This is a genomic window from Spirosoma liriopis (assembly GCF_023196085.1).
Classification (GTDB): Bacteria; Bacteroidota; Bacteroidia; order Cytophagales; family Spirosomataceae; genus Spirosoma; species Spirosoma oryzicola.
The window spans coordinates 598,535-623,525 of record NZ_JALPRF010000002.1; the positions used below are offsets into that span (position 1 = coordinate 598,535).

26 protein-coding genes are annotated in these 24,991 nt (G+C 50.1%); 5 read left to right on the forward strand and 21 right to left on the reverse strand.

Features of this window, described 5'->3' with window-relative positions:
- Positions 1-44: 44 nt before the first annotated feature.
- The 7 genes from M0L20_RS11575 to nusB form a co-directional block, all read right to left on the reverse strand.
- On the reverse strand, positions 45-1,709 hold the full coding sequence (locus M0L20_RS11575) for an amidase (protein WP_248477096.1): 1,665 nt from the start codon (positions 1,707-1,709) through the stop codon (positions 45-47).
- Between the two features lie 53 nt (positions 1,710-1,762).
- Positions 1,763-2,371 (reverse strand): dephospho-CoA kinase, encoded by a 609-nt coding sequence (gene coaE, locus M0L20_RS11580; RefSeq protein ID WP_248477097.1) that lies wholly within the window; start codon positions 2,369-2,371, stop codon positions 1,763-1,765.
- A 19-nt stretch (positions 2,372-2,390) separates the two neighbouring features.
- On the reverse strand, positions 2,391-3,134 hold the full coding sequence (locus tag M0L20_RS11585; protein ID WP_248477098.1) for a YbbR-like domain-containing protein: 744 nt from the start codon (positions 3,132-3,134) through the stop codon (positions 2,391-2,393).
- Positions 3,135-3,197: 63 nt separating this feature from the next.
- Positions 3,198-3,518, reverse strand: coding sequence for a preprotein translocase subunit YajC (gene yajC / locus M0L20_RS11590; RefSeq protein ID WP_232561130.1), 321 nt, complete (start codon positions 3,516-3,518; stop codon positions 3,198-3,200).
- Between the two features lie 11 nt (positions 3,519-3,529).
- Positions 3,530-3,982 carry a DUF1573 domain-containing protein gene (locus M0L20_RS11595; RefSeq protein WP_232561131.1) on the reverse strand — a complete coding sequence of 151 codons (453 nt, stop codon included), beginning with the start codon at positions 3,980-3,982 and terminating at the stop codon, positions 3,530-3,532.
- Positions 3,983-4,072: 90 nt separating this feature from the next.
- A complete protein-coding gene (locus tag M0L20_RS11600) occupies positions 4,073-4,375 on the reverse strand; it encodes a YtxH domain-containing protein (RefSeq protein ID WP_232561132.1) in 303 nt (100 codons plus the stop codon).
- A gap of 89 nt (positions 4,376-4,464) precedes the next feature.
- On the reverse strand, positions 4,465-5,601 hold the full coding sequence (nusB, locus tag M0L20_RS11605; RefSeq protein WP_248477099.1) for a transcription antitermination factor NusB: 1,137 nt from the start codon (positions 5,599-5,601) through the stop codon (positions 4,465-4,467).
- A gap of 157 nt (positions 5,602-5,758) precedes the next feature.
- Here nusB and M0L20_RS11610 point away from each other — a divergent pair, with 157 nt between their 5' ends.
- Both M0L20_RS11610 and M0L20_RS11615 read left to right on the forward strand, forming a co-directional pair.
- A complete protein-coding gene (locus M0L20_RS11610) occupies positions 5,759-6,451 on the forward strand; it encodes a hypothetical protein (RefSeq protein ID WP_248477101.1) in 693 nt (230 codons plus the stop codon).
- Positions 6,452-6,579: 128 nt separating this feature from the next.
- Complete coding sequence (locus tag M0L20_RS11615) at positions 6,580-8,361, forward strand: ABC transporter ATP-binding protein (RefSeq protein WP_248477103.1); 1,782 nt, start codon at positions 6,580-6,582, stop codon at positions 8,359-8,361.
- A gap of 58 nt (positions 8,362-8,419) precedes the next feature.
- Here M0L20_RS11615 and M0L20_RS11620 read toward each other — a convergent pair whose 3' ends face one another.
- The 4 genes from M0L20_RS11620 to M0L20_RS11635 all read right to left on the reverse strand — a co-directional run bounded on the left by M0L20_RS11620 (position 8,420) and on the right by M0L20_RS11635 (position 12,561).
- Positions 8,420-10,042, reverse strand: coding sequence for a lytic transglycosylase domain-containing protein (locus M0L20_RS11620; RefSeq protein ID WP_248477105.1), 1,623 nt, complete (start codon positions 10,040-10,042; stop codon positions 8,420-8,422).
- Positions 10,043-10,138: 96 nt separating this feature from the next.
- Positions 10,139-11,575, reverse strand: a complete 1,437-nt coding sequence (gatA, locus tag M0L20_RS11625) for an Asp-tRNA(Asn)/Glu-tRNA(Gln) amidotransferase subunit GatA (RefSeq protein WP_248477107.1) — start codon at positions 11,573-11,575, stop codon at positions 10,139-10,141.
- 151 nt (positions 11,576-11,726) lie between these two features.
- Complete coding sequence (locus M0L20_RS11630; protein ID WP_164041534.1) at positions 11,727-11,930, reverse strand: Sec-independent protein translocase subunit TatA/TatB; 204 nt, start codon at positions 11,928-11,930, stop codon at positions 11,727-11,729.
- Positions 11,931-12,099: 169 nt separating this feature from the next.
- A complete protein-coding gene (locus tag M0L20_RS11635) occupies positions 12,100-12,561 on the reverse strand; it encodes a YkvA family protein (RefSeq protein ID WP_232561138.1) in 462 nt (153 codons plus the stop codon).
- A 259-nt stretch (positions 12,562-12,820) separates the two neighbouring features.
- Here M0L20_RS11635 and mdh point away from each other — a divergent pair, with 259 nt between their 5' ends.
- Positions 12,821-13,762, forward strand: a complete 942-nt coding sequence (gene mdh, locus M0L20_RS11640; protein WP_248477109.1) for a malate dehydrogenase — start codon at positions 12,821-12,823, stop codon at positions 13,760-13,762.
- A 154-nt stretch (positions 13,763-13,916) separates the two neighbouring features.
- Positions 13,917-14,366 (forward strand): DUF2846 domain-containing protein, encoded by a 450-nt coding sequence (locus M0L20_RS11645; protein WP_248477111.1) that lies wholly within the window; start codon positions 13,917-13,919, stop codon positions 14,364-14,366.
- A gap of 81 nt (positions 14,367-14,447) precedes the next feature.
- Here M0L20_RS11645 and M0L20_RS11650 read toward each other — a convergent pair whose 3' ends face one another.
- Positions 14,448-16,481 carry a glycosyltransferase family protein gene (locus M0L20_RS11650; protein ID WP_248477112.1) on the reverse strand — a complete coding sequence of 678 codons (2,034 nt, stop codon included), beginning with the start codon at positions 16,479-16,481 and terminating at the stop codon, positions 14,448-14,450.
- A 106-nt stretch (positions 16,482-16,587) separates the two neighbouring features.
- Between M0L20_RS11650 and M0L20_RS11655 the strand changes: the two genes are divergently transcribed.
- On the forward strand, positions 16,588-17,472 hold the full coding sequence (locus M0L20_RS11655) for a DNA/RNA non-specific endonuclease (RefSeq protein ID WP_248477113.1): 885 nt from the start codon (positions 16,588-16,590) through the stop codon (positions 17,470-17,472).
- Between the two features lie 51 nt (positions 17,473-17,523).
- Here the strand turns inward: M0L20_RS11655 and M0L20_RS11660 are convergent, their stop codons facing one another.
- From M0L20_RS11660 to M0L20_RS11700, 9 genes are all read right to left on the reverse strand, one after another.
- The gene (locus M0L20_RS11660) at positions 17,524-18,591 is read right to left on the reverse strand and encodes a fatty acid desaturase family protein (RefSeq protein ID WP_232561143.1); all 1,068 of its coding nucleotides are present in this window, start codon (positions 18,589-18,591) and stop codon (positions 17,524-17,526) included.
- 233 nt (positions 18,592-18,824) lie between these two features.
- Positions 18,825-19,721 carry a phosphogluconate dehydrogenase (NAD(+)-dependent, decarboxylating) gene (gnd, locus tag M0L20_RS11665; RefSeq protein ID WP_232561144.1) on the reverse strand — a complete coding sequence of 299 codons (897 nt, stop codon included), beginning with the start codon at positions 19,719-19,721 and terminating at the stop codon, positions 18,825-18,827.
- Positions 19,722-19,784: 63 nt separating this feature from the next.
- Positions 19,785-20,162 carry a VanZ family protein gene (locus tag M0L20_RS11670; RefSeq protein ID WP_232561145.1) on the reverse strand — a complete coding sequence of 126 codons (378 nt, stop codon included), beginning with the start codon at positions 20,160-20,162 and terminating at the stop codon, positions 19,785-19,787.
- The gene (gldF, locus tag M0L20_RS11675) at positions 20,155-20,880 is read right to left on the reverse strand and encodes a gliding motility-associated ABC transporter permease subunit GldF (protein ID WP_232561146.1); all 726 of its coding nucleotides are present in this window, start codon (positions 20,878-20,880) and stop codon (positions 20,155-20,157) included. The genes M0L20_RS11670 and gldF overlap by 8 nt, the downstream gene beginning before the upstream one ends.
- Positions 20,881-20,923: 43 nt before the next feature.
- Complete coding sequence (locus M0L20_RS11680; protein WP_232561147.1) at positions 20,924-21,442, reverse strand: DUF4199 domain-containing protein; 519 nt, start codon at positions 21,440-21,442, stop codon at positions 20,924-20,926.
- A 2-nt stretch (positions 21,443-21,444) separates the two neighbouring features.
- Positions 21,445-21,996, reverse strand: a complete 552-nt coding sequence (locus M0L20_RS11685; RefSeq protein WP_232561148.1) for a DUF4199 domain-containing protein — start codon at positions 21,994-21,996, stop codon at positions 21,445-21,447.
- Positions 21,993-23,291: a dihydroorotase gene (locus M0L20_RS11690; protein ID WP_248478076.1), complete on the reverse strand. Its 1,299-nt coding sequence runs from the start codon at positions 23,289-23,291 to the stop codon at positions 21,993-21,995. Before M0L20_RS11690 ends, M0L20_RS11685 begins: the two co-directional genes overlap by 4 nt.
- A gap of 118 nt (positions 23,292-23,409) precedes the next feature.
- Entirely contained in the window at positions 23,410-23,793 is a 384-nt protein-coding gene (gcvH, locus tag M0L20_RS11695; RefSeq protein ID WP_232561149.1) for a glycine cleavage system protein GcvH, read from the reverse strand.
- Between the two features lie 80 nt (positions 23,794-23,873).
- On the reverse strand, positions 23,874-24,932 hold the full coding sequence (locus tag M0L20_RS11700; protein WP_248477114.1) for an aldo/keto reductase: 1,059 nt from the start codon (positions 24,930-24,932) through the stop codon (positions 23,874-23,876).
- Positions 24,933-24,991 lie beyond the last annotated feature (59 nt).

The following is a 24,991-nucleotide window of genomic DNA, read 5'->3' on the forward strand; positions in this document are numbered from 1 at the left end:
AAAATGTCCTAACGGAGTCGTTGTAAGCTATCTCCACTACGAATTTACAGCGCTGGATGCTTCTTGTGCCAATCGGTAGCGTCCTGATAAGCCTTGGCAACGGCCAGTACTTTACCTTCTTCAAACAATTGGCCCATGAACGTGATACTGCCTGGGGTTTGCTGCTTGTTGAAGCCATTAGGAAGCACCACGCACGGATGACCGGTCAGATTCGTGACCGTTAAATTACCGCCCGCATAGGTCGGACTAAGGTACACATCCACGTTAGCGTTCTTAAGCTGAGCGGCCATTTCGTTAATGAGTTTTGTACGAGCGCGGTTTGCCTGTATATATTCCACCGCCGGAATAAACCGCGATGAGCGAAACTCGTTCGGCCAGGCATTCTTACCCTGCCGTACCAGCTGGTCATCTTTTCCCGAACGCGTCAGTTCATCGAAGGCAGCTGCCGCTTCGGCCCCCAGCAGGAACGAAATCCGGTTGGCCGACACGCCTTTTGGCAACTCAAACGGAACGAGTTGAGCCCCTAGCTTACGCAGCACTTGTAACGTCAACGAGTCGTTAGCCCGGTTTGCGTAATTGCTTTCAAACGCATTATTAACATAACCAATCCGCATTCCTTTCAGCGATGGCAACGGAGCGTACCGGAAAGGCGCTGCCATAACGGTCGGGTCATTGCCATCGGGGCCGTAGATAGCGTTGAATACCAGCGCGCAGTCTTCAACGGAGCGCGCAATAGGTCCTATTTTATCCATGCTCCAGCTTAATGCCATTGCACCATGACGACTTACGCGACCGAATGTTGGCCGAAGGCCGGTTGTACCGCAAACTGTCGAAGGAGAGACGATGGAACCCAACGTTTCGGTACCGATTCCAAAGGGTAATAAGCCCGCTGATACCGCCGATGCCGTTCCAGCCGAGGAGCCGCTCGAACCCGTTTCGGGCTTCCACGGATTGCGCGTCATGCCGCCAAACCAAACATCACCCATTGCCAGCTCACCGACCGACATTTTTGCGCAGAGTACAGCACCTGCCGCTTCCAGCCGTTGGATAACGGTAGCGTCCAGATTCAACTTTTGGTCTTTATAGGGTACTGATCCCCACGTTGTTTTGTAGCCTTTCTTGGCCAGAATGTCTTTGGCACCATACGGAATGCCATGTAGTGGGCCACGGTATTTTCCGGCTTTCAGTTCGGCGTCGGCTCGCTCCGCCTGTTTTAGCGCCAAATCGTCGGTCAAGGTGATGACGCAGTGCAACTTAGGATCGTACGTTTTCAGCCGATTCAGAAAAAATTTGGTTAACTCGACGGACGAAATCTGCCGCGTTCGAATCAGCTCGCCCAACTGCGAGACGGTATAGTACGCAAGATCGTTGCGATTGTCCGGTAAGGTGACTTTAGCGGGAGCCGACGCTCTAAACGATGACTGTCCACTGGATAGTTTAAAACCCGTCGGTAATGGATTGAAATACAGAGCCGGAGCAACGTCGTTCGGTAACTCGACTTTTCGCAGAGCCTCGTAGTCCGCACGTGATTCGTTCAAACTGCTGAGCATGGAGTCTTGCTCAGCGGGCGTGAAGTCCAGGCCGAAGATGCGAGAAGCAACCCCGACCATATCGGCTGTTAAGGGTTTTTTGGAGTCATCGGCGGTTATGAACGCGCCAAAAAAGAAACTACCAGCGCAGGCAGCAAGAAGGGTAAAAAATCGTTTCATCAGATCAGGCTGTTGATAGGAGAGTAACAGCCTAATTTACGGCGGCTGAACGATTAAATTGTTTCTTGCCGCAAAAAATCGTTGTGTAGCGCCACCACTTGAGGAAGGAGCAACTGCGTTTCGTCGTTATCAATAACGTAGTCAGCCAGTTTCAACCGCTCGGCGTCGCTAATCTGTCGATTGATGATGTTGATGATTTCTGCTTCGGAGCGGTGCGGGTCCCGCTGTTTGGTGCGTTCGATCCGCAGGGCTAGTGGTGCTTGGACAACAATAACTTTGTGAAGTGAATTGTTTTGACCAGCCGCGTTCATAATAGCCGCTTCTTTGACGACGTAAGGCTTATCGGCATGTTCATTGACCCAGGCGTCGGTATCGCTCATGACACGGGGGTGAATTACGCCATTGAGCCCGGCAAGCAACGTTGGATCTGCAAACACCTGCGAGGCTACCCAGGCCCGGTTGTAGCGTCCCAGCGCGTCGTAGGCTTGCGCACCCAACACGCGCACGATGTCCGCTTTCAGAATAGGATCGTTTTCGGTAAGCCATTTCGCCCGTTCGTCGGCTTCGTAAATCGGAATACCGAACGCCTGAAAGATTCGACAAACAACACTTTTACCGGCTCCAATTCCACCCGTTACGCCAATCTGAAGAGGAGCTTTCATAACGTCAGAGAATCAATACCTAGCGTTTCGTTGCTGGCTTTGGTTTCATGGGTACAGGTGCTGGCGCTGGTGTCGGCAATGGGGATAAGAGTTCACCCACTTCAAAGCTAACGGCAATCCGGTCGGTGCTAACCCGCAGGAGCGGATGCCGAAAATGATTCAGCGTAACCTCGTTATCGTAGTTGTCGGCAATGCGTTTTCCGGGAATACTAACGGCTAATGTATCCGAAATGCCACGCACCAGCCGAGCCGGCCCTTCGACCTGGATCGTATGCGGAGTTAGGTTGATAACGCTCGAAACGAGGTAACGGGGAGCCAGATCGATATGCAAACTATCCGGTATCAACTGAATCGTTTTGGTCATACGACGGTCGAAACCCATCTCGACCGTATCGGCCACCACGTAGTTGACGTGCAGTTTTTTGATGTGTTCAGCCAGAGCTGCTGTCAGCGACGATGTGTTGATTACCGATGCCTGCAACGGATTGGCTACCGTGTAATCAACGGGATCAACCCGAAAAGGAAGCCAGGAATGACGCAGTAATCCCCAGCCATCGCCCGAAACGTTGACGCGCACGGTGCGTGGCAGGGGCTTTATCGGCACAAAAAGGGAATCGTTGTAGACGAAACGAATGGGGTATTCGACGTTCAGCGTGTAACCGGTTTTGTTCAGAGCGCTTAAAAACCAGAACAGCGCAGCCGCTCCCAGACACAACAGGGCCTTGGTCGGCTGAAACGGTCGGTTGTTTTGGGGAATGGTCACAAGGTAGTAGTGTAGTGGACCGACGGAGTTGGCGAACTGTGCGCCTAACTTACCAGGGTTCTTTTATTTTTCAGGTTCGGCTGGTTTTGCCGTTGCTTCGCGCGAAATCGACGATTTCTCAAACGTCATCTTGATTCCCCGGTCAACTTCAAGAGTAACCGTCGTACCTTCAACGGATGCGATACGACCGTGAAGTCCACCGATCGTTACCACGCTATCCCCTTTTTTAAGGTTGTCTACAAAGCTTTTCTGATCCTTTTGTTTCTTCTGTTGGGGACGGATCATGAAAAAATAAAAAACACCGATGATCCCTACCCACAGCAGTACGTTGTAAAGCATGGATGGACTGGAACCGGGTATCGCCTGTACTAAAATCGAATGCATGAGTGAGTGGGTTATGAATTTTTGGTTGAATCGGTCTTTGGGTTCACCAAGGCTCTGAATTGCAAATCAGTCATGGCCGGGTCGGTATTCGCAATAACGGTGACCGTTTTGTTTTGCTCTCCGCTTTTACCCCGGCTATTAAACCGAACGCGAATTGACGAGGAAGCTCCCGGGGCAACCGGTTCGCGGGGCCATTCGGGCGTCGTACAGCCACATGAGGCCGTAATGTTGTTGATAATGAGCGGAAACTCGCCCGTATTGGTGAACTTGAACGTATGTTCAACGGTATCACCTTCGGTTAGCGTCCCGAAGTTGTAGATTCCCTTTTCCGCAAAGGTAATTTTCGGCATCTTGCCCGTAGCTGAAGCCTGAGCCGACTCGCCCTGTTTCCGATTGTCGCAACTGATTTGCCCACAACCCACTGCAATAATAGCCAGGAGAAGGAGCCCTTTTTGTAAGTGCATTGGTAGGAAGGAGTTTTCAGAGTATGACTTTCCGTTTCCCGTTACCTGTCGAAAACTGCTGAAAGTCATACCCTGAAAACTCAGTTTATTTTAGGCATTCTGTTGTTTGATCTGAGCCATCAGACGGTCAACATCTTCCAGCAGCCGCTCGGCTTTTTCACGCGCATCATTCACCACACGCTGCCCTTCGTTTTTCGATAGGTTTTCAGGTAGTTCGGCTGAGTTCACCAGATCGTTGATCATAAACTCAATCTGTTCGCGATACTTCGACAAACGGAACGTTAAACGATCACGGGTGACTTTGCCCTTATCGGGGGCGTACAACAATCCTAGGATAGCACCCGCTGATAGTCCGGTTAGCAAAAAGGTTAAATCACGGCCAATTCTGCTCATTTCTAAAAAAGTTTTCAGTTTACAGCGTTTAGCTTCGGCACAAATTGATATTCATACCGGTAACTAACAACCGAAACCCAATTACTACACTATTTATTGTCCAGCAACCCACGTCCGCTCTTGCGCAGACGCCCTGTAGCCTGTAGCTTTTCGGAGAGGTTGTCTAAAATTCCGTTGACAAATTTACCGCTTTTAGGCGTACTATATGCTTTTGCCAATTCGATATATTCATTAATCGTCACTTTAACCGGAATGTTTGGGAAGTTGAGCAATTCACAAACGGCTAATTTGAGAATAATCTTATCGAGCATGGCGACACGCTCGACATCCCAGTTGCGAAGTTGATCGGTGAGCAACTGCTCGTAATCGGCATCGTTGTTCAGCGCGTTCTGAAATAGCGTGTTCAGAAACCGCTCGTCTTCTTCCCAGTCGTCCGTAAGCGGTTCGAGTTTCAAGCCTGTCGGGCTTTGCGCCGATTTAAGCGTGCGAATAGCCAGCCCCCGTACCACTTCACTGTTTTCGGCCCAACTCAGGTCAATTTCTGCCAGGTGATCGCGAATAACTTCGTGCTTAAAGATAAGCGTACGCAACACATACTGAATCAAGGCCTGGTCTTCGTCGGCCGTATGCGTTCTTTTCTCGCAGTAGGCTCGGTAGGTGTCGTCCGTCTTAAGAACCTCACGCAACGCTTTCCGAATAAAGCCTAGATCTTCGGCCCACGATATGTTGTGCCGGAGTGCTTCATTTTGCAGCGTTTGCAGGTCAGCCAGCGCTTTTATGACGCTATTGTCGTTCAATGCCGACTCAAAGGGGAAAGGCGCTTCATCGACATCGCGGTATTGCCGTTCGCGGTCAATGCGGGCTGCGTGACCAAGTTCGATCAGCAACAACAGAACCCGGATGTAATCTTCGTAGATACCGTTCACCTGCTTAAGCATCATCTGCGCAAAGTGCTGACGATCTTTCTTGGTGCGTATCTGGTAAAATACGAAACCGTCGTTGGCGGCTTTCAATACTTTCGTGGGAGCGTCGTCGTCCTGAGCGGGCTGGTTTGCCTTAATGGCCTCTTCGAAGAGTAGGCCCGCCAATTGTCGGTAGCCTTCCAGCTGCCGTTTGTCCTGAGGCTGCATCGAGTTCAGATCGGGCTGAAAGAGATCCGCGATGCCATCGAGGGCTAGTTGTTGATTAGAGAATTCGGCCTGACGAAGGGCATATAGCGCCTGCATGACCTTTATTCGGAGTAGTCGCCTGTTGAGCATCCCGGATAAAACAAATAAATCTACCGATAAAAAAAAGAACTGCGTTTACGGATTGCAAAAATACGGCTTTATTCGTAGTTTTCCCAATTACAAACCGTATGACTTAACCTCTACCAACTCTTTCATGTTCTTCACTTTCTGGCGTAAGGGCAGCGTTGTCGCTATCCTCGCCATCGCCATGCTATCAGGCTGTGGACCGGCTCACTATGCCTATTTCCAACCGCAACGGAACGCCATTTCACACAGCCGTGTAAGCCCTATTTCGGATAAGATAACCGAAGAAGCCGACACATTAGTGCCCCAAATCGCCACTATTTCGTCCGGCGAAAGCACGTTGGATTCACCCGTAACCACAGCCGCATCGGCAACGAGCTTTACAACACCTACAGCACGGGCGAAATTCACCGTCGATGCGACGCACCACCGAAACCCGGATAGCTACCATACCCGGCGCTCGCGTGGTTGGTTTCGATCCCTGCCCTTGGGCCATGTAGCGCCCCGTACCCACATGATCGACCGAAACAGTGCCGGGCGTAAGACGTATGCACTGGCGTTGGTCGCCCTGGGCGTTGCTGCGTTGTCGCTTGGTTCGCTGTTCGTCGTGTCGAGCGGAACGCTGATGTGGGTCCTGAGCTTAACCTTGCCATTGACCGCTACGCTATTAGGTACGGCCAGCCTGACAACCATCAAGCGCAACCAGGACCGATACCGGGGCAAAGGCTGGGCCATGGCCGCTATTATGCTGGGTACGGGCGTTTTGGGACTGGCGCTCGTTGCCTTAGCCGCGATATCGACATCTGAATTAATCAGCCGGTAGAAACGTCGGAGCAGGGTGGTAGGGGGCTAGATCCTTGATCCACCCTTTTTCGATTGACCACTTACAAAAAGCCTTGCAACTTTTCTAAGATTCGGACGGTTACGAAAATAAAGTTGTTTGGCTGCACTGTGAAAGCACTTTCCTACCTGAATAAATATCTCCTCAAATACAAATGGTATCTGATTTGGGGGACGGTATTTACCATCATATCCAATCTTTTCGGCATTTTTCCGGCGCAGCTGGTACGCTACGCGCTGGACCTGGTGCGCGAAACACTGGACATCTATTATCTCTACGATAAGTCGCCCCTGCAATCGGCTTTGTACGACGTGTTTGCGTTTAGTTTGCTACTGTTTGGTGGACTTACGCTCGTGATGGCGTTGCTTAAAGGATTTTTCTTGTTCCTGGTCCGGCAAACGCTGATTGTGATGTCTCGCCATGTCGAGTACGATCTGAAAAACGAGATTTACGATCATTATCAGACGCTACCGCTCAGCTTTTACCGGCAGCACAGCACCGGCGATTTGATGGCACGGATTTCGGAAGATGTGAGCAAAGTGCGGATGTACGTTGGCCCGAGCATCATGTACGGCGTAAACCTGCTGGTGCTCTTCGTGCTGGTTATTACGTACATGGTGAGCATCAATGCGCGCTTGTCGCTCTACGTGTTGCTGCCCTTGCCGATCTTGTCGGTTGCCATTTACCTCGTTAATAACATCATCATCCAGCGGTCGGAAGAAATTCAACGGAGTTTGTCGAAACTCTCGACCTACGTGCAGGAAGCTTTTTCGGGAATTCGGGTACTGAAAGCGTTTGTGCAGGAGCAAAACTCGGCCACTCGGTTTGAATTGGAAAGTGACGAATACCGGAACAAGTCACTAAGCCTGACGCGCGTGGACTCCCTGTTTTTTCCCATCGTAGCCATTCTGGTGGGTTTAAGTAACGTGCTGGTTGTATTTGTAGGAGGGCAGGAGATTATGGCCGGTCGCCTGACGCCCGGAAATATCACTGAGTTTATTCTGTACGTAAATATGCTGACCTGGCCAGTAATGGCACTCGGTTGGACAACCAGTCAGACACAGCGGGCGGCTGCTTCGCAGGAGCGGATCAATCAATTTTTGCGGATCAAAACCGATATTGTCTCTCAGAAAAATATACGACGGACCATTGCTGGTGAAATTGAGTTCAAGAATGTGCGGTTCGTTTATCCCGATTCGGGTATCGTCGCGATCAAGAATTTTTCGATGCACGTAAAGGCGGGCGAAACCGTGGCTATTCTGGGTACAACGGGTTCGGGCAAAACGACGCTTGCGAACCTGCTGACGCGGATGTACGATGCTTCGGCGGGTGAGATCCGAGTTGATGATGTGTCGATCAAAGATTACAACTTAACGTCGGTTCGGGAGCAGATGGGCTATGTGCCGCAGGATGTGTTTTTGTTCTCCGAGACGATCAGCAACAATGTTCGCTTTGGTAAACCTGACCTTTCGCAGGAGCGCGTCGAGCAGGCCGTTCGGGATGCCGATCTGTACCAGAATGTTCTGGATTTTCCAGAGCAGTTTGAAACGCGGGTTGGCGAACGGGGTGTAACGCTATCCGGTGGTCAGAAACAGCGGTTAAGCATTGCGCGCGCTATCGTTCGTGATCCTAAAATTCTGATTCTGGACGATTGTCTGTCTGCCGTCGATACGAACACCGAAAACAAGATTCTGAATAATCTCAAGCGTATCATGGCTGATCGCACATCGGTGATTATTTCACACCGGGTTTCGTCGGCAAAATTAGCTGATCAGATCATTATGCTCGACGACGGGGAGATTGTCGAACAAGGTACGCACGAGGAACTGTTGGCTAAAAACGGGGCCTACCGCGAACTTTACGAGAAGCAGTTACAGACCGAAGAGGTATAAAAAGCAACGAAGCCTGTCCATTTTATGGACAGGCTTCGTTGTTTAAGGACGAGACTGGTTACCCAACTATCAGTTTCTGACCCGGACGGAGCGCGCTGTTGCGCATGTGGTTCAGCTTTTTGAGTTGATCGATTGTTAAACCGTCGTACCGTTGAGCAATATTCCAGAGAGTATCGCCTTCCTGAACGCGGTGGTATTTCGGCTTATACCGCTTCGTCTTAGCAACAACTTCAGCTTTTTTGCGTCCTTTGGCGGTACCCTGATCGGCCAGTTTTTCCGCACGGGTTTCCGCTGCTTCTTTCAAAATTGTTAGCTTCTGCCCTCGCTGAATTCGAGTTGACCGTAAGTGGTTCCAGCGCTTTAGGTCGTACAATTCAACGCTGAACCGTTCGGCAATGTCACCCAGGTTATCACCACGCTTGACGACATACGTTTGCTTGCGGGGCTTTCGTAAAACGACCGTTTCCATGTCTTCCTCCGGTTCGTCGGCGGATTCCGCTACGGCCAACTGAGCCGCTAGCTTAGCTGGTTTTTCACCCGGGATGGTACCAAGCGAAGGCGTTTCATCCAGCGTCATCCGTGCCAACGGATTGCTACCCAGATTCGACCAGGCCCCAATCGAATCGGCTCCGTAGCGCACATCTTCGGCACTTGCCAGCAGCATATGGGCCATCGCCGGGGGTATTTGGCTGGCCGAGTCCATAATGGCCCGACGCCGTGTCGAGAAATACGCGTATTGCTGACGAGGTATTCGTAACGGGTATCGTCTGGTATACTCGGGCAGAATCGTCGTTGTGATGGCTGGATTCATCTTCTGCAAGTCGGCCAAGGGCATCGTACTGTGTTTGGCGAACGTCTCCAAGTTGAAATAACCCGTAATCTGGATGGTGTCGTGCGGGATCGGATGCTCGTAGTTCTCGGCGAAAATACCGTGGTCGTTAGCGTGGTGCATCAAGTAGGTGAACGCTACAAATTGCGGAACGTAGCCACGTGTTTCCTTGGGCAGGGCATCAAAAATGGTGTAGAATGAATCACCTCCCGAACGGCGCATGGCTCGTTTGACGGCTCCTGGGCCGCAGTTGTAAGCAGCCATGGCCAACTCCCAATCACCAAAGATGTTGTATAGATCGCGGAGGTATTTGCAGGCAGCCTCCGTTGCTTTGACCGGGTCCATACGCTCATCGACGTAATCGTCCTGATACAGGCGCAGGTCGCGGCCCGTACCGGGCATGATTTGCCAGAGGCCACCGGCTCCCGCTCGTGATATGGCACGCGGGTTCAACGCAGACTCAACAATAGACAGGTATTTCAGTTCGTCAGGTAGCCCATAATCTGACAGCATTCGCTCGTAGAGGGGAAAAAAGAGCGGCATCCGTTCGAGCATCAGCTTCGTAGCGCTTGCCTTCCGAAACGTAAAATAATCGACATAGGCCTGAACCGACTTGTGGTAGTTGAGCGGAATCGTTTTCTGAATTTTGGTCAGACGTTCGCGCAGGATACTGTCGGGAACCGTCGGTACTAAGGCAACGGTATCTTTTTTGACAATCGTACTATCAGAGGATTGTGGACTGGCACCACCTTGTCCGGATTGAATCGTAGTCTCGGCGCTGGACATGATCGTCAGGCCCAGCATCGCACTCAACAGCCCCATTCGTAACAGGCTACGGTTCAAGTGATTCATGCAGTTTGTCGGTTATGTAATTGTTACGTTATCTACGATGCCGGATGTATAACCCAGGCAGAATCCTATCATACATCCGGCGTCTTATAGCCTACATCAGTTGCTCATTGCTTTTGCGATCGCCACTAAAGCACTTTCGGCAAAGGGTGGAGCCATCAGCTGAATGCCAATGGGTAGCCCGTTGGAATCGGTGCCGTTCGGGATTGAAACGGCTGGATAGCCTACTACATTGGCCTGCACGGTAAAAATATCGGCGAGGTACATTTGCAAAGGATCATCTCCAGAACGCCGACTCGTTTTTTCGCCTAACTGAAACGCTGGTGTTGGCGTGGTTGGCGACAGTAAAAAATCGTATTGCTCAAAGACACGCTCGGTTTCTTCCCGAATCAGCCGCCGAACTTGCTGCGCTTTGGTATAATACGCATCGTAGTAGCTGGCGCTCAGCGCAAAAGTGCCGAGTAATATCCGCCGACGAACTTCAGCCCCGAAGCCTTCAGTCCGGCTTTTTTTGTACAACGCCAAAAGGTCCATCGCTGGTGTATCCGCTCGATAACCGTACCGAACGCCGTCAAAGCGAGAAAGGTTGGAGGACGCTTCGGCGGTAGTCAGAATATAGTACGTCGGCAGTAGGTATTTCAAAAGCGACAAATCGACAGGTTCGACGGTATGTCCCGCAGCCCGTAACTCGTCGATCCGACGCTGGGTAGCTTCGCGAATACGGGCATCAACGCCTGTACTTTCAACGCCGTCGCGTAGATAAGCAATTCGTAACGGGCGATCTGGAAGTTGTGCCTGCGCGTAAGGCTGGACTGGTTGGCTGGATACGGTGCTGTCGAAATCATCGGGGCCTGCCATAATTTCGAGTAGGAGAGCGGCATCGTCAACGGTGTTGGCTATAGGACCGATGCAGTCAAACGAAGAAGCGTAGGCAATCAAACCCCAGCGGCTAATCCGTCCATACGTCGGTTTTAAACCCACAACGCCACAAAAGGCGGCTGGCTGGCGTACCGAACCGCCGGTGTCAGAGCCGATACTAGCCAAACAAAGACCCGCCTGAACCGCTACGGCAGAACCACCACTCGAACCACCTGGTACCCGGTTGGGATCGGCGGCATTTCGAACCGGTCCAAAAAATGAGCTCTCGTTAGACGAGCCCATGGCGAACTCGTCGCAATTTTGCCGACCAATGATGATTACATCCTCGTCGAGTAGGCGCTGGATGGCAGTTGCTGTAAACTGTGCCGTGAAGTTATCCAGGATTTTACTACCCGCCCGAACGCTGTGGCCGGCATAATTTAAAACATCCTTGATACCAATGACCATACCAGCTAATCGTCCGGCGGTGCCAGCGGCTAGTTTATGGTCGATACGGTCGGCTTGTTGCCGGGCCTCGTCGGCATACACTTCGGTGAAAGCGTTGAGGTGACGCTGTTCGTCAATGCGAACCAGGTATTGCTCTACCAACTGACGGCAGGTGATCGTGCCCGATGTGAGATCGGTCTGTACGGTAGCGAAGTTGCGGTAGTAAGTCAAACGGCAAATAGGTTGGGCATTGGACTCTGGCGAATAGACTTTGGGGTTGTCTAGATCCAACGTTTACGGGCCGGAGTCCTTTAATGCAGAAACAGACAATCAGACGGCTCCAGATTGGGACCGTCTGATTGTCTGCTTATAATCGATTAAATTACTTCTCCGACTCTTTAAGACCTTCTTCGATGTTTTCGCGAACGTCTTTAGTGGCGTCTTTGAACTCTTTAATGCCTTTACCAAGGCCGCGTGCGAGTTCGGGAATTTTCTTAGCGCCGAACAACAAGAGCAGTGCTAAGAAAATGAACACCATTTCTTGACCGCCCAAACCCATAATTGCAAAAATACTTGCCAAGATCATGATTACTAGGATTTGAATGTATGCAAACTTACAAAAACTCTCTCGTACAATCTATTAAAAGTAGGTAAACTTATTGGCTATTCAAACAAAATGGAAAGCAGCCAACTGACAATTTCTAATCGGTTTAGTACTACTTTCTACCAGTGAATACCAATTCGCTCGATTTTAATCACCCAATTTTAATCGCTTCCGTTGCCCGCGCGGCTTCTGAACTCTGACCGGGGACCGTCGATTCCCAGTAGCGGAATTTTTCGATATCATCCTTAATACCGCTGAAAAGCCACAGCATCAGTGCAATATCATCGGTAAGACCAATAATGGGCAAAAAATCAGGTAAGATGTCAATGGGCGAAACAAAGTAAATAAGGACGGCGATCATTCGAATGAGCGTCTTCCAGGGTAACTGCCGATACTCGCCGGATGCGTACGCTTTCAACAAACGGGTTACAACACCCAACTGATCACGAAAGGCCGCAATGTTGGCACCCGATAGACCGCCACTTTTGTCAAGCGCTTCCCGAATCAGATTATACAGACTGCGGGTGTTACGGGCATAACGGACAGCGCCAAGATTAGCTCGCTTAAAAAAAATTGAGCTCAGAACGCGGGTTAAAAGACTTTTATTAGCCATTCGCTTGATAAGGGGACTGGTAGATTGTTGATAACTAACTACGAAACACTGAGTATTAGATGGCTGCTTTATCCTTTTGGTTTAAAGCCAGTCTTTAAGGCAAGCGTTTGTAATTGGTTTCTAGGGTATCTAACAAAAAAATTCCTGTTATAGTCCATAAACTGAGCAATAGGGACGTAAGTTTATTCTAAAGCTTTGGTTTGTCAGGAACTGGGACCTTACTTTGCGCTGCTTGTTCACTTCAAATTCCAAATATTGTATGAAAGTTACTGTAGTAGGTGCCGGGGCCGTTGGAGCCACCTGCGCCGACAACATTGCCCGCCGGGAACTTGCCCACGAAGTCGTACTATTGGATATCAAAGAAGGCATCAGCGAAGGTAAATCCCTCGACATGCTTCAGGCATCTACTTTGCTCGACTGCGATGTGAAAATTACGGGCTCTACTAATGATTACGAAAAAACAGCCAATTCGGATGTTGTCGTTATCACATCGGGTTTGCCTCGCAAGCCGGGTATGACCCGCGAAGACCTCATTGGTATCAACGCAGGCATTGTAAAGGGGGTTACCGAAAATATTCTGAAGTATTCGCCCGAAACAATTTTTGTTATTATCTCCAATCCGATGGACACCATGACGTACCTCGCACTGAAGTCGTCGGGTTTGCCAAAGAACCGTGTGATTGGTCTTGGCGGAGCGCTGGACTCCGCTCGTTTTAAAACCTATCTGTCGCTGGCGTTGAACTGCTCGCCGAACGATTTGCAGGCTTCGGTGATCGGTGGACACGGTGATACAACCATGATTCCGTTGACAAGACTAGCTACGAAAGCGGGTGTTCCGGTAAGTCAGTTTCTGGATGAAGAGACGCTGAAGAAAGTAGCTGCCGACACGATGGTAGGCGGGGCTACGCTAACCGGCCTGATCGGAACCTCGGCCTGGTATGCGCCGGGAGCGGCTGGTGCTTATATGGTTGAAAGCATTCTGCGCGATCAGAAGCGGGTTATCCCGTCGTGTGTATTCCTGGAAGGTGAATACGGTCAGTCTGATATTTGCCTCGGTGTACCGGTTGTTCTGGGACGTAACGGCTGGGAGGAAATCATCGATTATAAATTAAACGACGAAGAGCAAGCCGCTTTCAACAAGTCGGCGGATGCGGTTCGGAGCATGAATAACGTGCTCAGTACGCTGGACATCAATGTGTAAGCGATCAACGTGCGTGTAAAAAAGACAAAAAGGCTTCGTCAGAGAAGCCTTTTTAGTTTACCGTTTCCTAAGCGATCGATTCATTAAAAGAGGATCATCTCTTATTTTGGCACAAGTAAAATCGACAATTCATCATTTGACTTTACGTTCAACCATGAGAAAGTTATCTTTACTGATACTGCTTTGTTTTTGCTTTCTGATGTCGGCGTTTCGGAGCGACCGGATTAGTGTTGACCGAACGGATGATCTCGCGACCATTTACATTTATCGGAGTGGCCAGTTTTATGGATCTGCTCTGAATTATAGTATCTACGTCAACGGTGAGAAGATCTGTAAGCTGAGCAACAACAAATACATTGAGTACAAGGCGAAGCCGGGCAAATTAGCCATAACGGCGCAACGGGGCGGTATCGAAGTGTTCAAGCGTGAAACGGAACTCGAACTCGATGCGGATGCTGGTAAAAAATACTACGTTAAGGGCGATATCAAATCAAGTATTACCCGGACACGGCTGGAAATGTCGGAAGTGACCGAAAATACGGCCAAGCGGGATATGAAAGACATGACCGTTGATAACTGCCAGGAATCGCTTAACAAGCAATAGCACACTACTACCTTCATTCCAAAAAAAAGACCCGCTAGAATCCAGCGGGTCTTTTTTTTGGAATGAAGGTAGTAGTGGTTATTAGTACTTATTTAGAATAGAATCCGGCAAAAACTTCACGTCCAGGCCCGTCGCTTTCATCAGATTAGCGCGATTATTCTGGCCGTCAACGTAGGCTGGGTTCACCACCATCGACCGGTTGTAATAGTAGGAAGCCAGTTGTAATTTCTGCGCGTTGTTCTGCGCGAAACCTTCGCCCTGATAGATCACCCCCAGGTTGTTATAAGCGGGTGCATAAGCGTTGGCCGCCCGAATCGTTTGCTTGTAGTAATACTTGGCCGAATCGACGTTAGGCGTGATTTTTTGAAACACGTAAGCCATCGAAAAATACGCTTCGCCGAAGTTCGGGTAAATCCGAGTCGATTGTTGCAGGTGATCGAGTGCCCAGCGACCGTGGACGTTGGCGTGTGCAATGTTGGAGTCAATCAACGTCTGAGCTTTTTTGATTTGCTCGGGCGATGGCTTGGGCTTGATCGCGTTTGTCACGTTGGCAATAGAATCCGCTTTATTACGGTCTTTAAGCCCTTTCTCGATCCACTCGTTGGCTACGTGCCGCTGTACCTGACAACTGTTGGGCGCATAGGGGAGAGCGGAGTTAAACAGCACGAAGTTATTTTCCCAATCCCGGTTACGTTCTACAGTCTTAAACGAGTACAATCCCGCTACGACGGCCATAATGCCAAGAACAGGCGCATAACGGGCGAAAACGGGTTTTGCAGGTTGTTCCTCGGTGCTAGTGGCCGATTCTTTTACCAGCAGTTTCTGCAAGGCCCAGATCAGGACAAAGCCAAAGCCCATTACCGCTGCGTAAGCAAAACGTTCGGCAAAAATGCCGCCCCGCAGCCAGATGAAGCCCAGACCCGGTGTCATGGTCACGAAGAACCAGAACAAACCGAAACCCCATAGCGTCCGTTTCACGAAGCCTTTCCAGGTTAACCAGATCAGACCAACAAACGTGAAGAACCCTGCCCAAGTCATCCAATCGCCTTTGCTACCTGATGGAATAACGTTGTACGAATAATCGTATACCAGCGGATGCGGCAAAACCAGCAGACGGATGTAATAAAGCAAAAACTTAAACGTGGTCGATTTCTGCGATTTCTCGATAGCATACGGATAGTTCGCCCAATCGACGGGGGGCGTACCGCTCAGCGTGCCGATCATTTTCTGTTTCTGGTAGAAAAACAAAGCGGCTACGATCAGGAACGGCCACAAGCTAATCAGTGATTGCCAGACATTCCGGCGTGCGAACCAATACTGCATGGCTGGAATCAAGCCAAGACTGACAATAGACGATTCTTTGGATAGGAAGGCGAGGTACAAAGACGCACAGGCGCCAACAATCCAGCCGCTCTGCTTGGTTTCCAGATAACGCCAGTAGGAAAGTAGCATGAGTGAGATAAACAGGAAGCTCAAAATCTCGTCACGTCCTTTGATATTAGCGACGATTTCCGTGTGAATTGGATGGGCAATGAATACCAACCCGATCAGAAAAGCGATAATCGTTTGTCCTGGTAACCACTTTTGCAGTAACGCTCCGATCACAAGACCGGTAAGGGCGTATAATCCGGCGTTGATGACGTGGCTAATGTTCGGATCGTCTTTGAAGTATTCCTGTTCAATCGCAAACGTAATCAGCGATAGAGGCCGGTAGTAACCAAGAGAGATATTACTGAAATGCCAGAATTCGGTTCGCATCAGGTCCGGAATACCAGACAGCCCTTTTTTAACGAACAGGTTCTGGCTTACCGCTGCAATATCATCGAGTGCATACTGATGACTAAACGTGTTTGCGTAAAGCACAAAGCCAAGCAACGCCAATACCGCCAGCGGCCACCAAACGACCGGGCGTGTAGCCAATGGTATATCAGACGTTGACGCCGATTTCTCAGCCGTCGGCCGGATGGGCGGACGTACCGGCGTTTCGGTTGTGCGACCTGGTATAGGACGACTATTGGTAGGAGTCAGAGCCGGTTTGGGAGTAGTCGGACGATTAGGACGGTCCTGACCGGGCCGTTCTGAGCCGGGTCCGGCAGGTTGTTTTTTTTTAGCCATGACAGCAGATAACTCGTCTATTTATGGGCAAATTTGTAATTACTTAGCTAGTTAATAGGCTAAGTAGGTTCAAGTTACTTTTTCTCAGTGGTAAAGTTCCGTAAGAATGTCAGTAAAATCAATCAGCGTGCATCATCAACTTAAAAGTATTCTTATTGGGTTAAGTTTAATTACTTGCCTCAATGGCTGTTTACCGAGTGCAGCGCCTAAATCGACGGGCCGTGGATCAACCGAACCCACGCGTGATGATAACCTGGCGCTCGGTAATCCGAGCGGAGCGTCAGTCAGCGATCCGAATAATTATCTGCTCGTTAAATCGGCTTATGTGCTATCCTACAGCCGCAGCCTGGGAATTGCGAACTGGGTTAGCTGGCACCTGAGTTCGGCCTGGAAAGGAGGCAGCCCACGTACCAACGACTTTAAGCCTGATCCTGCTATTCCAACCGGCTGGTACGCAGCTCGCACGTCGGATTACACAAACACGGGATTTGACCGGGGACACCTATGTCCTTCCGACGACCGCGACAGTTCGCCCGACGACAATGCCGCTACATTTCTCCTATCTAACATCGTGCCACAAGCACCCCGACATAACCGCGAAGTCTGGAAAAATCTGGAGGAGTACGAACGGCAATTAACGACAACGGGTAACGAGGTTTACGTAATTGCCGGAACCTATGGAGCCGGAGGGACCGGGCAAAACGGGTATGCTGCCAAACTGGCGAATGATAAGCTAACCGTTCCTGCAACGCTCTGGAAAGTCATCGTGGTACTGCCGACGGGCTCGAATGACGCCGAACGGGTTTCAACCGATACGCGCATTATCGCAGTTAACATTCCAAATAATCAAACGGCTGCCGACAAACCCTGGCGGGCCTACCTGACTAGCGTTGATGCACTGGAGGATCTGACGGGTTACGACTTCCTGTCAAATGTTCCCGCATCGATTCAACGAATTATCGAAGCTCGTATTGATAGCGGGAACAGCTAACACCTGGGAACGAACAGAAACAAAAAAGCGGACAAAGGTCCGCTTTTTTGTTTAAACGACGGCTACAGCAACAGGAACCGTTGCTGGGATACGCTTGGTTCGTCGTTGCAGCAGCGCAATAGCTTCGTGGTCTCCGTCAAAAGCACCATCGACATTAACCATGTGATGAGCCAGTACGTCATAGCGTTTGCGCATCAGCAAAAAGAAGATTTGCAGGAAGTCAAGACCGTCAAAAATGATCGCTTGGTTCTGGGCGTACTTATCAATTGTTTTTTGGAAAAAGGAAGGGTGTTCCGTCCAGTGCAAAGCGGGTCGAATGTGATGGCTGATGTGATACCCATCATTCCAGCATTTTTTGTTGTACTTTACGTTGATGCAGGTGATGCTGTTTTTATACGCATTACCAGGATCGTCGAAATCCACAAACGCGTGCTGAGTCCAGTTGCCCATCATGGCAATTAACCGGTAGATAACCAGCGGTAGGATAAACACCAGTACCGTTGCGGGCCAGTTTATAAAACACAGCGCTATGCAGACGATGGCAAATGCGATCTCGCCCCGCATCGCGCGTGTAGCTAGCTTCGTCCGGTTTTTCCGGCGGAGGTAGTTGAGCAGGTTATGAACGCCTAACACAAAAAAGCGCCCGAAGTAGCTTAAGAAACTACGAAAGCTATCACGCTGAAATTCCATCGTGCTGCTGTCGTCGTCTTCAAGATTGTTTTCGGGATGGTGCATCCCAATGTGATGGCTATAGTACGTTTCAGGTGTATGGCCGAAAAACGGAGCCAGTACCCACGGTAAGTAATTGTTGAGCGACGCGTATTCGGGCTTAAAGAAAGGACGATGGCTTGTGCAGTGGAGCATAAGTCCGAACGGGCCTTTAAAGACGAAATTGCTAATGTAAAAATGAATGGCGGCAACGGTCCACCACAACCAGCCAGTTACGAATGGCATAAATAACAAAACCGCCAGAGGGATCAGGGTAAAACTTATGCGAAGCGTAAGGTACACAAAGGGTAGGTCGCGCTCGTCTTTGATGTAGCCGAGAAAAAACTGGTCAACCCGGTTGTACGGGCGGCTTGTAAAGGTGGGGTCGTGAATGGTGCCAAGCACTTTCATAGACGGTACGGTGGTTAAAGGGTTAAGTAAAAAATTAGGCAGTCTCGATTGTGCTATAGATGACAATAGAGACTGCCCAAACTATTGTTATAACGGAAAAATACAAACTAAATTGAGTAATCCGTTATTTGATTCACTATTAATTCAGTAGACAAGGCAATTAGTCGAAAGAAAAGAACATACTGAGATGATTATCAGTACTATATGTTTCTTTTTTTAACCATTTGCCTATATTATTTTTTTTCGACGGCGTGGCCACCAAACTCATTTCGCAGAGCCGCTACTACTTTTCCTGTGAAGGTATCTTCCTGCAACGAACGGTAGCGCATGATGAGTGAAAGCGCGATAACTGGAGTCGGAACGCCTAAGTCAAGTGCGGTTTCGAGCGTCCACTTGCCTTCACCCGATGAAAACATCTTTCCTTTGATCGCGTCGAGTTTGGCGTCTTTCTTAAACGCGTTTTCGGTTAGCTCCATCAGCCAGCCGCGAATCACCGATCCGTGACTCCACATGCGGGCAACGGCTTCAAAATCGAACGGAAACTGGCTTTTTTCAAGTACTTCAAATCCTTCGGCAATGGATTGCATCATACCGTATTCAATGCCATTGTGCACCATTTTTGTGAAGTGACCGCTACCTGCCGGACCCGTGTAGAGATAGCCGTTTTCAACCGATACATCACTGAATACACCGTGCAGTGGTTCAATCACATCCGGATCGCCACCGACCATTGTGCAGGCACCGTTTAAAGCGCCACTAATGCCACCGCTGGTTCCGCAATCCAGGAAGCCGATACCTTTTTCTTTCAGATAAGCATATCGGCGCAACGAATCCTGGTAATGTGAATTACCGCCGTCAATGACCACATCACCGGGCTGCATTACGGCCAGCAATTGTTCGATCACGTTATCAACGAGCGGACCGGCTGGAATCATCAGCCACAAAACGCGTTTCTCGGGTAAGGCATCGTACAGTTCCTGCAACGTATTAGCTCCCTGAGCACCTTCTGTTTTAATATCTTCTACCAGCGCTGCGTTAATGTCATAGCCAACAACCGTATGGCCGTGACGAACTAGGTTACCAACGAGGTTGAACCCCATTTTACCTAAGCCAATAAATCCAATGTGCATAATGGTCAACGATTAAAGTGGTCAAATTGGCGATTTCCCAAAAATCGCGCTCACGAATAAAAATTAAAAACGGTTTGGGTACAGCCTGGCCCAAATGAGAGCGGCAATGACTCCCAGAATTGTTCCGCCAAAATCAGCGGCCAGATCGTCCCAGTCAGCACTACGGTTGATGGGCAACACATACTGAAGAACCTCGATCAGCGCACCAAACAGCAATCCGGCTACTATGACGGTGCCCACCCGAAAACCAGCTTCTTTCCAGAGAAAACTAAACAAGGCAAATATGGCAACGTGCTGTAGCTTATCGTTCCAGATTGTCAGTGTATCCGGTAGTTCCTCGTGCGGTGTTAAACAGCCTATCAGCATGACAATCGACCAGCCGACAGCCAGCCAGCGTGCTACGGCTACGTAATTCAGTTTGCTGAGGTCAATTCTAAGCATTTGTTTTCAGGCGATTCACTGTTAATAACAAAAAAAAGGCCATTAAGCTTATCAAATAAACGACATTCCGCGAATCTATTAGCCCACGGCCTAGGGAGCGGTATTGCTCATCCAAAGCAAAATACGACAAGTAATACGATAAACTACCCACTATCGACAAACCGGCCAGGGCACTCAAACCGCTGTAAAGCAAGAAACAGAAGAAGACACCCAGCACAAAAGCGACAACCTGGTTATCATTGAGCGATGACGCCCAGAGGCCAATGGCCACAAATACGCCCGCCAGCAGCAAAAGCCCTAGGTAAGAACCGAATACCCCCGCCGAATCGATATTGCCGACCGGGGAGCCAAGCTGGTATAAAGAAACATAGTACAGAACGGTTGGCAACAGAGTCAGGATAACCAACGACCAGCTTGCCAGAAATTTTCCGCCTACTACACCCCAGCGGCTGACAGGCTTTGTCAATAACCATTCCAGCGTACCCGAGCGCACTTCGTCGGCGATGGAGCGCATGGTAATGGCTGGTACAAGAAACAGCATGACATAGGGAGTCAGGTTAAAGAAAGTCCCCATGTCGGCATAGCCGTTTTCGAGCAGACTCGTATCCGGAAAGACCCATAGCATCAGGCCAATGGCCGTCAGGAACGCGGCCATCACGATGTACGCAATGGGAGAGGAGAAAAACTGATTGACTTCTTTGCGAAAAATGGCCAGCACGGATGGTTGATCAGGTAAGCGTGGTCAGCTAATAGAACTCTATTTAGTCAAACGGATTGGCTTTGTTCTGGCGTATAATGGCGGCTATAACTAATGATAGCAGCAGCCCAATGATCAACGTACCGAACACGCCCGCAATGAATGTAAAGCCTGGTGACTGAAACTTCTGCGATATTTCAAGCGCCTGATCGATCTGTTCGTCAGACAAGCCCTGATCCTCCAGTTTGTCCCGGGTTTGTTCAAATATCCGCTGCTGAATCGTCGGATCGATCACAACATTGTAAAAAGTAATAAATGCCGACGACAGTAGTCCGGCTATGGCCGACAGTAAAGCACCCAGGCCAACGCCTTCACCAAAGGTCATGTAGCCGCCTGTACTCATCTTGTATTCGCGCATGCCAAGTACCAGAAAAGCAATCATGGCAACAAGGGTCAGGATATTGAACAGGCCATTCGTGCTTTGATCGGTTACGTACATAACCAACGTAATCAGGATCAATGTCAGGCCCAGAAAAAGGCCCCACTTCAAGGCAATGCGGGTGGAGGTTGGTTGTTCGTTCATAATTAGCGTAAAACATTATAATCCTGCTTTCGGAAAATAAGCGAAATAATCAGGACGGGCAGCACAGCCAGCGCCGTTTTCTTCGTCAGCTCGTCGGGTAATAATACGCCCGGTGTCATATTGCTTACTTTCGCCCACTGGTCCTTGAACGTCTGCGGGCCGAACTGATCGACGAGCTGTTTCTTTCCTTCGAGCAACAACTTCTTCGAATTAATGACGTATTCAGCAAATACGTCCGGATTGATCTGGGTGACGAAAAAGTAAATCAGCCAGCCCGTTACCAATGCCGCAAAGGTGTTCAGTACATAGCAGATGGTGATCCCTTCCCACAAATGCAGCATCCCGTGACCAATGTGTTTTCGGTAGTACCAGACGGATGCAATCATCATAATAATGTGAATCCCAAAATCAAGCACCCGGATATTACCCAGGGGCGGTACACCCAGCGCATACAGCGCGAGGAAGTAAAAAAAGCACAAAACCCCCGTTGCGATCCCGCTAAAGAACGGGATTTTCAACAACGGATGATTGAAGTAAGCAATGAAGTCTTTCATGCACAATGGTTAAATTGTCCCTGATGCACAGTCCCGATCACTCGTCCGATAAGCGTTTGGCCTAAGAAGGGCGAATTCTTTGATTTGGAAGCGGTTCTAGAATAAGTCCAGGTTCCTGTCGGATCGAAAAGCGTCAGGCTGGCGGGTTGACCTTCGGCAATCGTTACAGCCGGTAAACGCAAAATTTGGCGAGGCCGATGGGTTAGTTTGTCAATCAGTTGCGTCAGCGATAGGTTACGGTTGTGGGTGATGGCGGCAGCAAATACGGTTTCGAGGCCGATGATGCCAAATTCAGCCTGGTCAAATTCCAGATTTTTGCTTTCGGCATCCTGTGGGCTGTGGTCGGATACAATAGCATCAATCGTGCCATCGGCCAGTCCCGCCCAGAGCGCAGCTACATCGTCGGCTGAGCGGAATGGCGGATTAACTTTCAGGTTGGTGTCAAAACCGGCTAGTGCCGAGTCGTCAAATACCAGCTGATGCGCGGCAACATCACAACTGACGGGTAGCCCCTGTGCCTTAGCCTGCCGGATTAACTCGACCGACCGCGCCGACGAAATGGTGGAGAAGTGAAGCACGGGTAGGGCGGAGGTCTCAGTCTGCCGGTCGGTAACGCCCAGTACGTAATCCAGCAATCGCAAGTCCCGCTCGATCATCAACTCTTCGGCCAGCGCCGGAAGCCCCTTCAGACCAAGCAGCGTGCTCTGAATCCCTTCGTGCATTTGCCCGAAAAGCGTGAGTAACGTTTCTTCGGGACGGTTCATGAGCAAGCCGTTGACGGGTTGCAGGTACTGCAATGTTTTCAGCAACAAATCCGGATTCTGGAGTGGGTGGTGACCGTCCGTGAACGCGATGGCTCCGGCATGGTGCAGGTCCAGCATTTCGGTAAAGTCCTCACCAGCGGCTTTCTTGGTGATAGCCGCTGTAACATGCACACTCACGGGCTGTCCTTCAGCCATGCGTCGGACGTAGCCAAGCGTGCCTTTGCTATCGATGACGGGTTGCGTATTGGGCAACAGAACAATATCCGTGAAGCCACCGGCTGCGGCTGTCTGACACACGCTCGTAATGTCTTCTTTGTGTTCAAAGCCGGGGTCCTGAGCCAGCACGCGCATATCGACCCAGCCGGGCGAAACGTGCAGATTATCCGCTTCAATGACGCGAACGCCCTCTTCGACGGGCAGGTCAGTGCCAATTTGCCGAACCAGGCCGTTGACAAGTAGTAAATCACACAGCTGACCGTCGAACGACGACGCTGAATCAACAACACGAACAGAACGGAGTATCAGTTGCATAACCTTCATCTCCTCTGCCGTTTAGCAAAAAGGAGGACATGGGGTAAGTGAGTTTAAAAAAAAGGCTCCACAGGCGGTAAGCCGGTCGGAGCCTTCTCAAGTTTTGTCGAAAAGTGAATCAGGCACCAACTAACTCCTGATAGGCATCAGCGTTCAGTAAGCCGTCGTTCTGACCAGCATCAGCGGGCTTGAGCCGGATGATCCAGCCTTCGCCGTAGGGATCGCTATTGAGCAGTTCAGGTGATTTTTCAATGGCTGAGTTCAACTCCAGCACTTCACCTTCAATGGGTAAAAACAGATCGGATACGGTTTTGACCGCTTCAACCGAACCGAAAACGTCACCCTGGGCGAGCGTTTGTCCAACGGTCGTAACGTCTACGTATACGATGTCACCTAGTTCATGCTGCGCGAAATCCGTGATGCCGATCACGGCGGTGCCGTCAGCTTCGATGCGAATCCACTCGTGATCCTGGGTATAACTCAGTTCTGCGGGAAAATTCATTGCGGGGTGATTGATTTATACGCACAAAATACGGTAGACTAGGCCGGATTTGCAAGCGTGAACCCCGCTCGTCCGTCTGCTTACTTTGTAACCGACGCTTGGTTTGGCGAAAAACTGGCCGGAGCAAGTCGGTCACGTTCCTGCCGTTCGATCATCCATTGCGGGTACGGTTTGGGTGTCGCGCTTACTTCGTCCAACCGGTCGAGTTGTTCCATAGTCAGACTAAGTTCTGCCGCTTTGATATTGTCGGTCAGTTGATCCGTATTTTTAGCCCCGATGATCACACTCGTTACGCCCGGTTTAGCCAGCACCCACGCCAGCGCAATACGGGCAACGGATACGCCATGCTCTTCGCCGATGCGTTGCATAACGTCGATAATCTCGTACGCTTTTTCCTGATTAACCGGTGGAAAGTCGAAGTTAAGCCGACGGGAGCCATCTTCTGGTTTGTTGTCGCGGGTGTATTTGCCGGATAAAAAACCACCCGCCAATGGACTCCACGGCAGAATAGCCATCTGCTGATCCTGCACCATCGGAACGAGTTCGTTTTCGAGGTCGCGTCCCGCGATGGAATAATAATTTTGGGTCGATACAAATTTACCCCACCCGTGTTTTTCGGCGATACCGTTTGCTTTCATGACCTGCCAGGCCGCCAGATTGGAGCAGCCGATGTAGCGAACTTTACCGCTCCGGACCACATCTTCCAGACCGCGCATGGTCTCCTCCAGCGGTGTCGAGGGGTCAAAACCATGAATCTGGTACAGATCGACGTGGTCCATCTGCAACCGTTTTAGACTGTCGTCGAGTTGCTGCATGATTTGCAGGCGGCCCAATCCAACTTGATTTTTACCCTCACCCATCCGTCCGCGCACTTTCGTGGCAATGACCAGATCATTACGGGCGATTCCCAATCGTTTTATGGACTCGCCCAGCAGCGTCTCGGATTGCCCGAACGAATAAACGTTGGCTGTATCAATAAAATTAATGCCTTGATCAATAGCTGATTTTACCAGTTCATTGACGCTGTCCTGCTGAAGCTGGCCAATCGCTTGCCAGTAGCCTTCACCACCGAAGGTCATTGTACCCAAACAGATTTCGGAAACCAGCACTCCCGTGTTTCCTAGAAAATTGTAGTTCATGGTTGATTGAGTTAACGTACCTAAAGTCAACCCGCGAAGAACCTGTATTGTTGATTTGA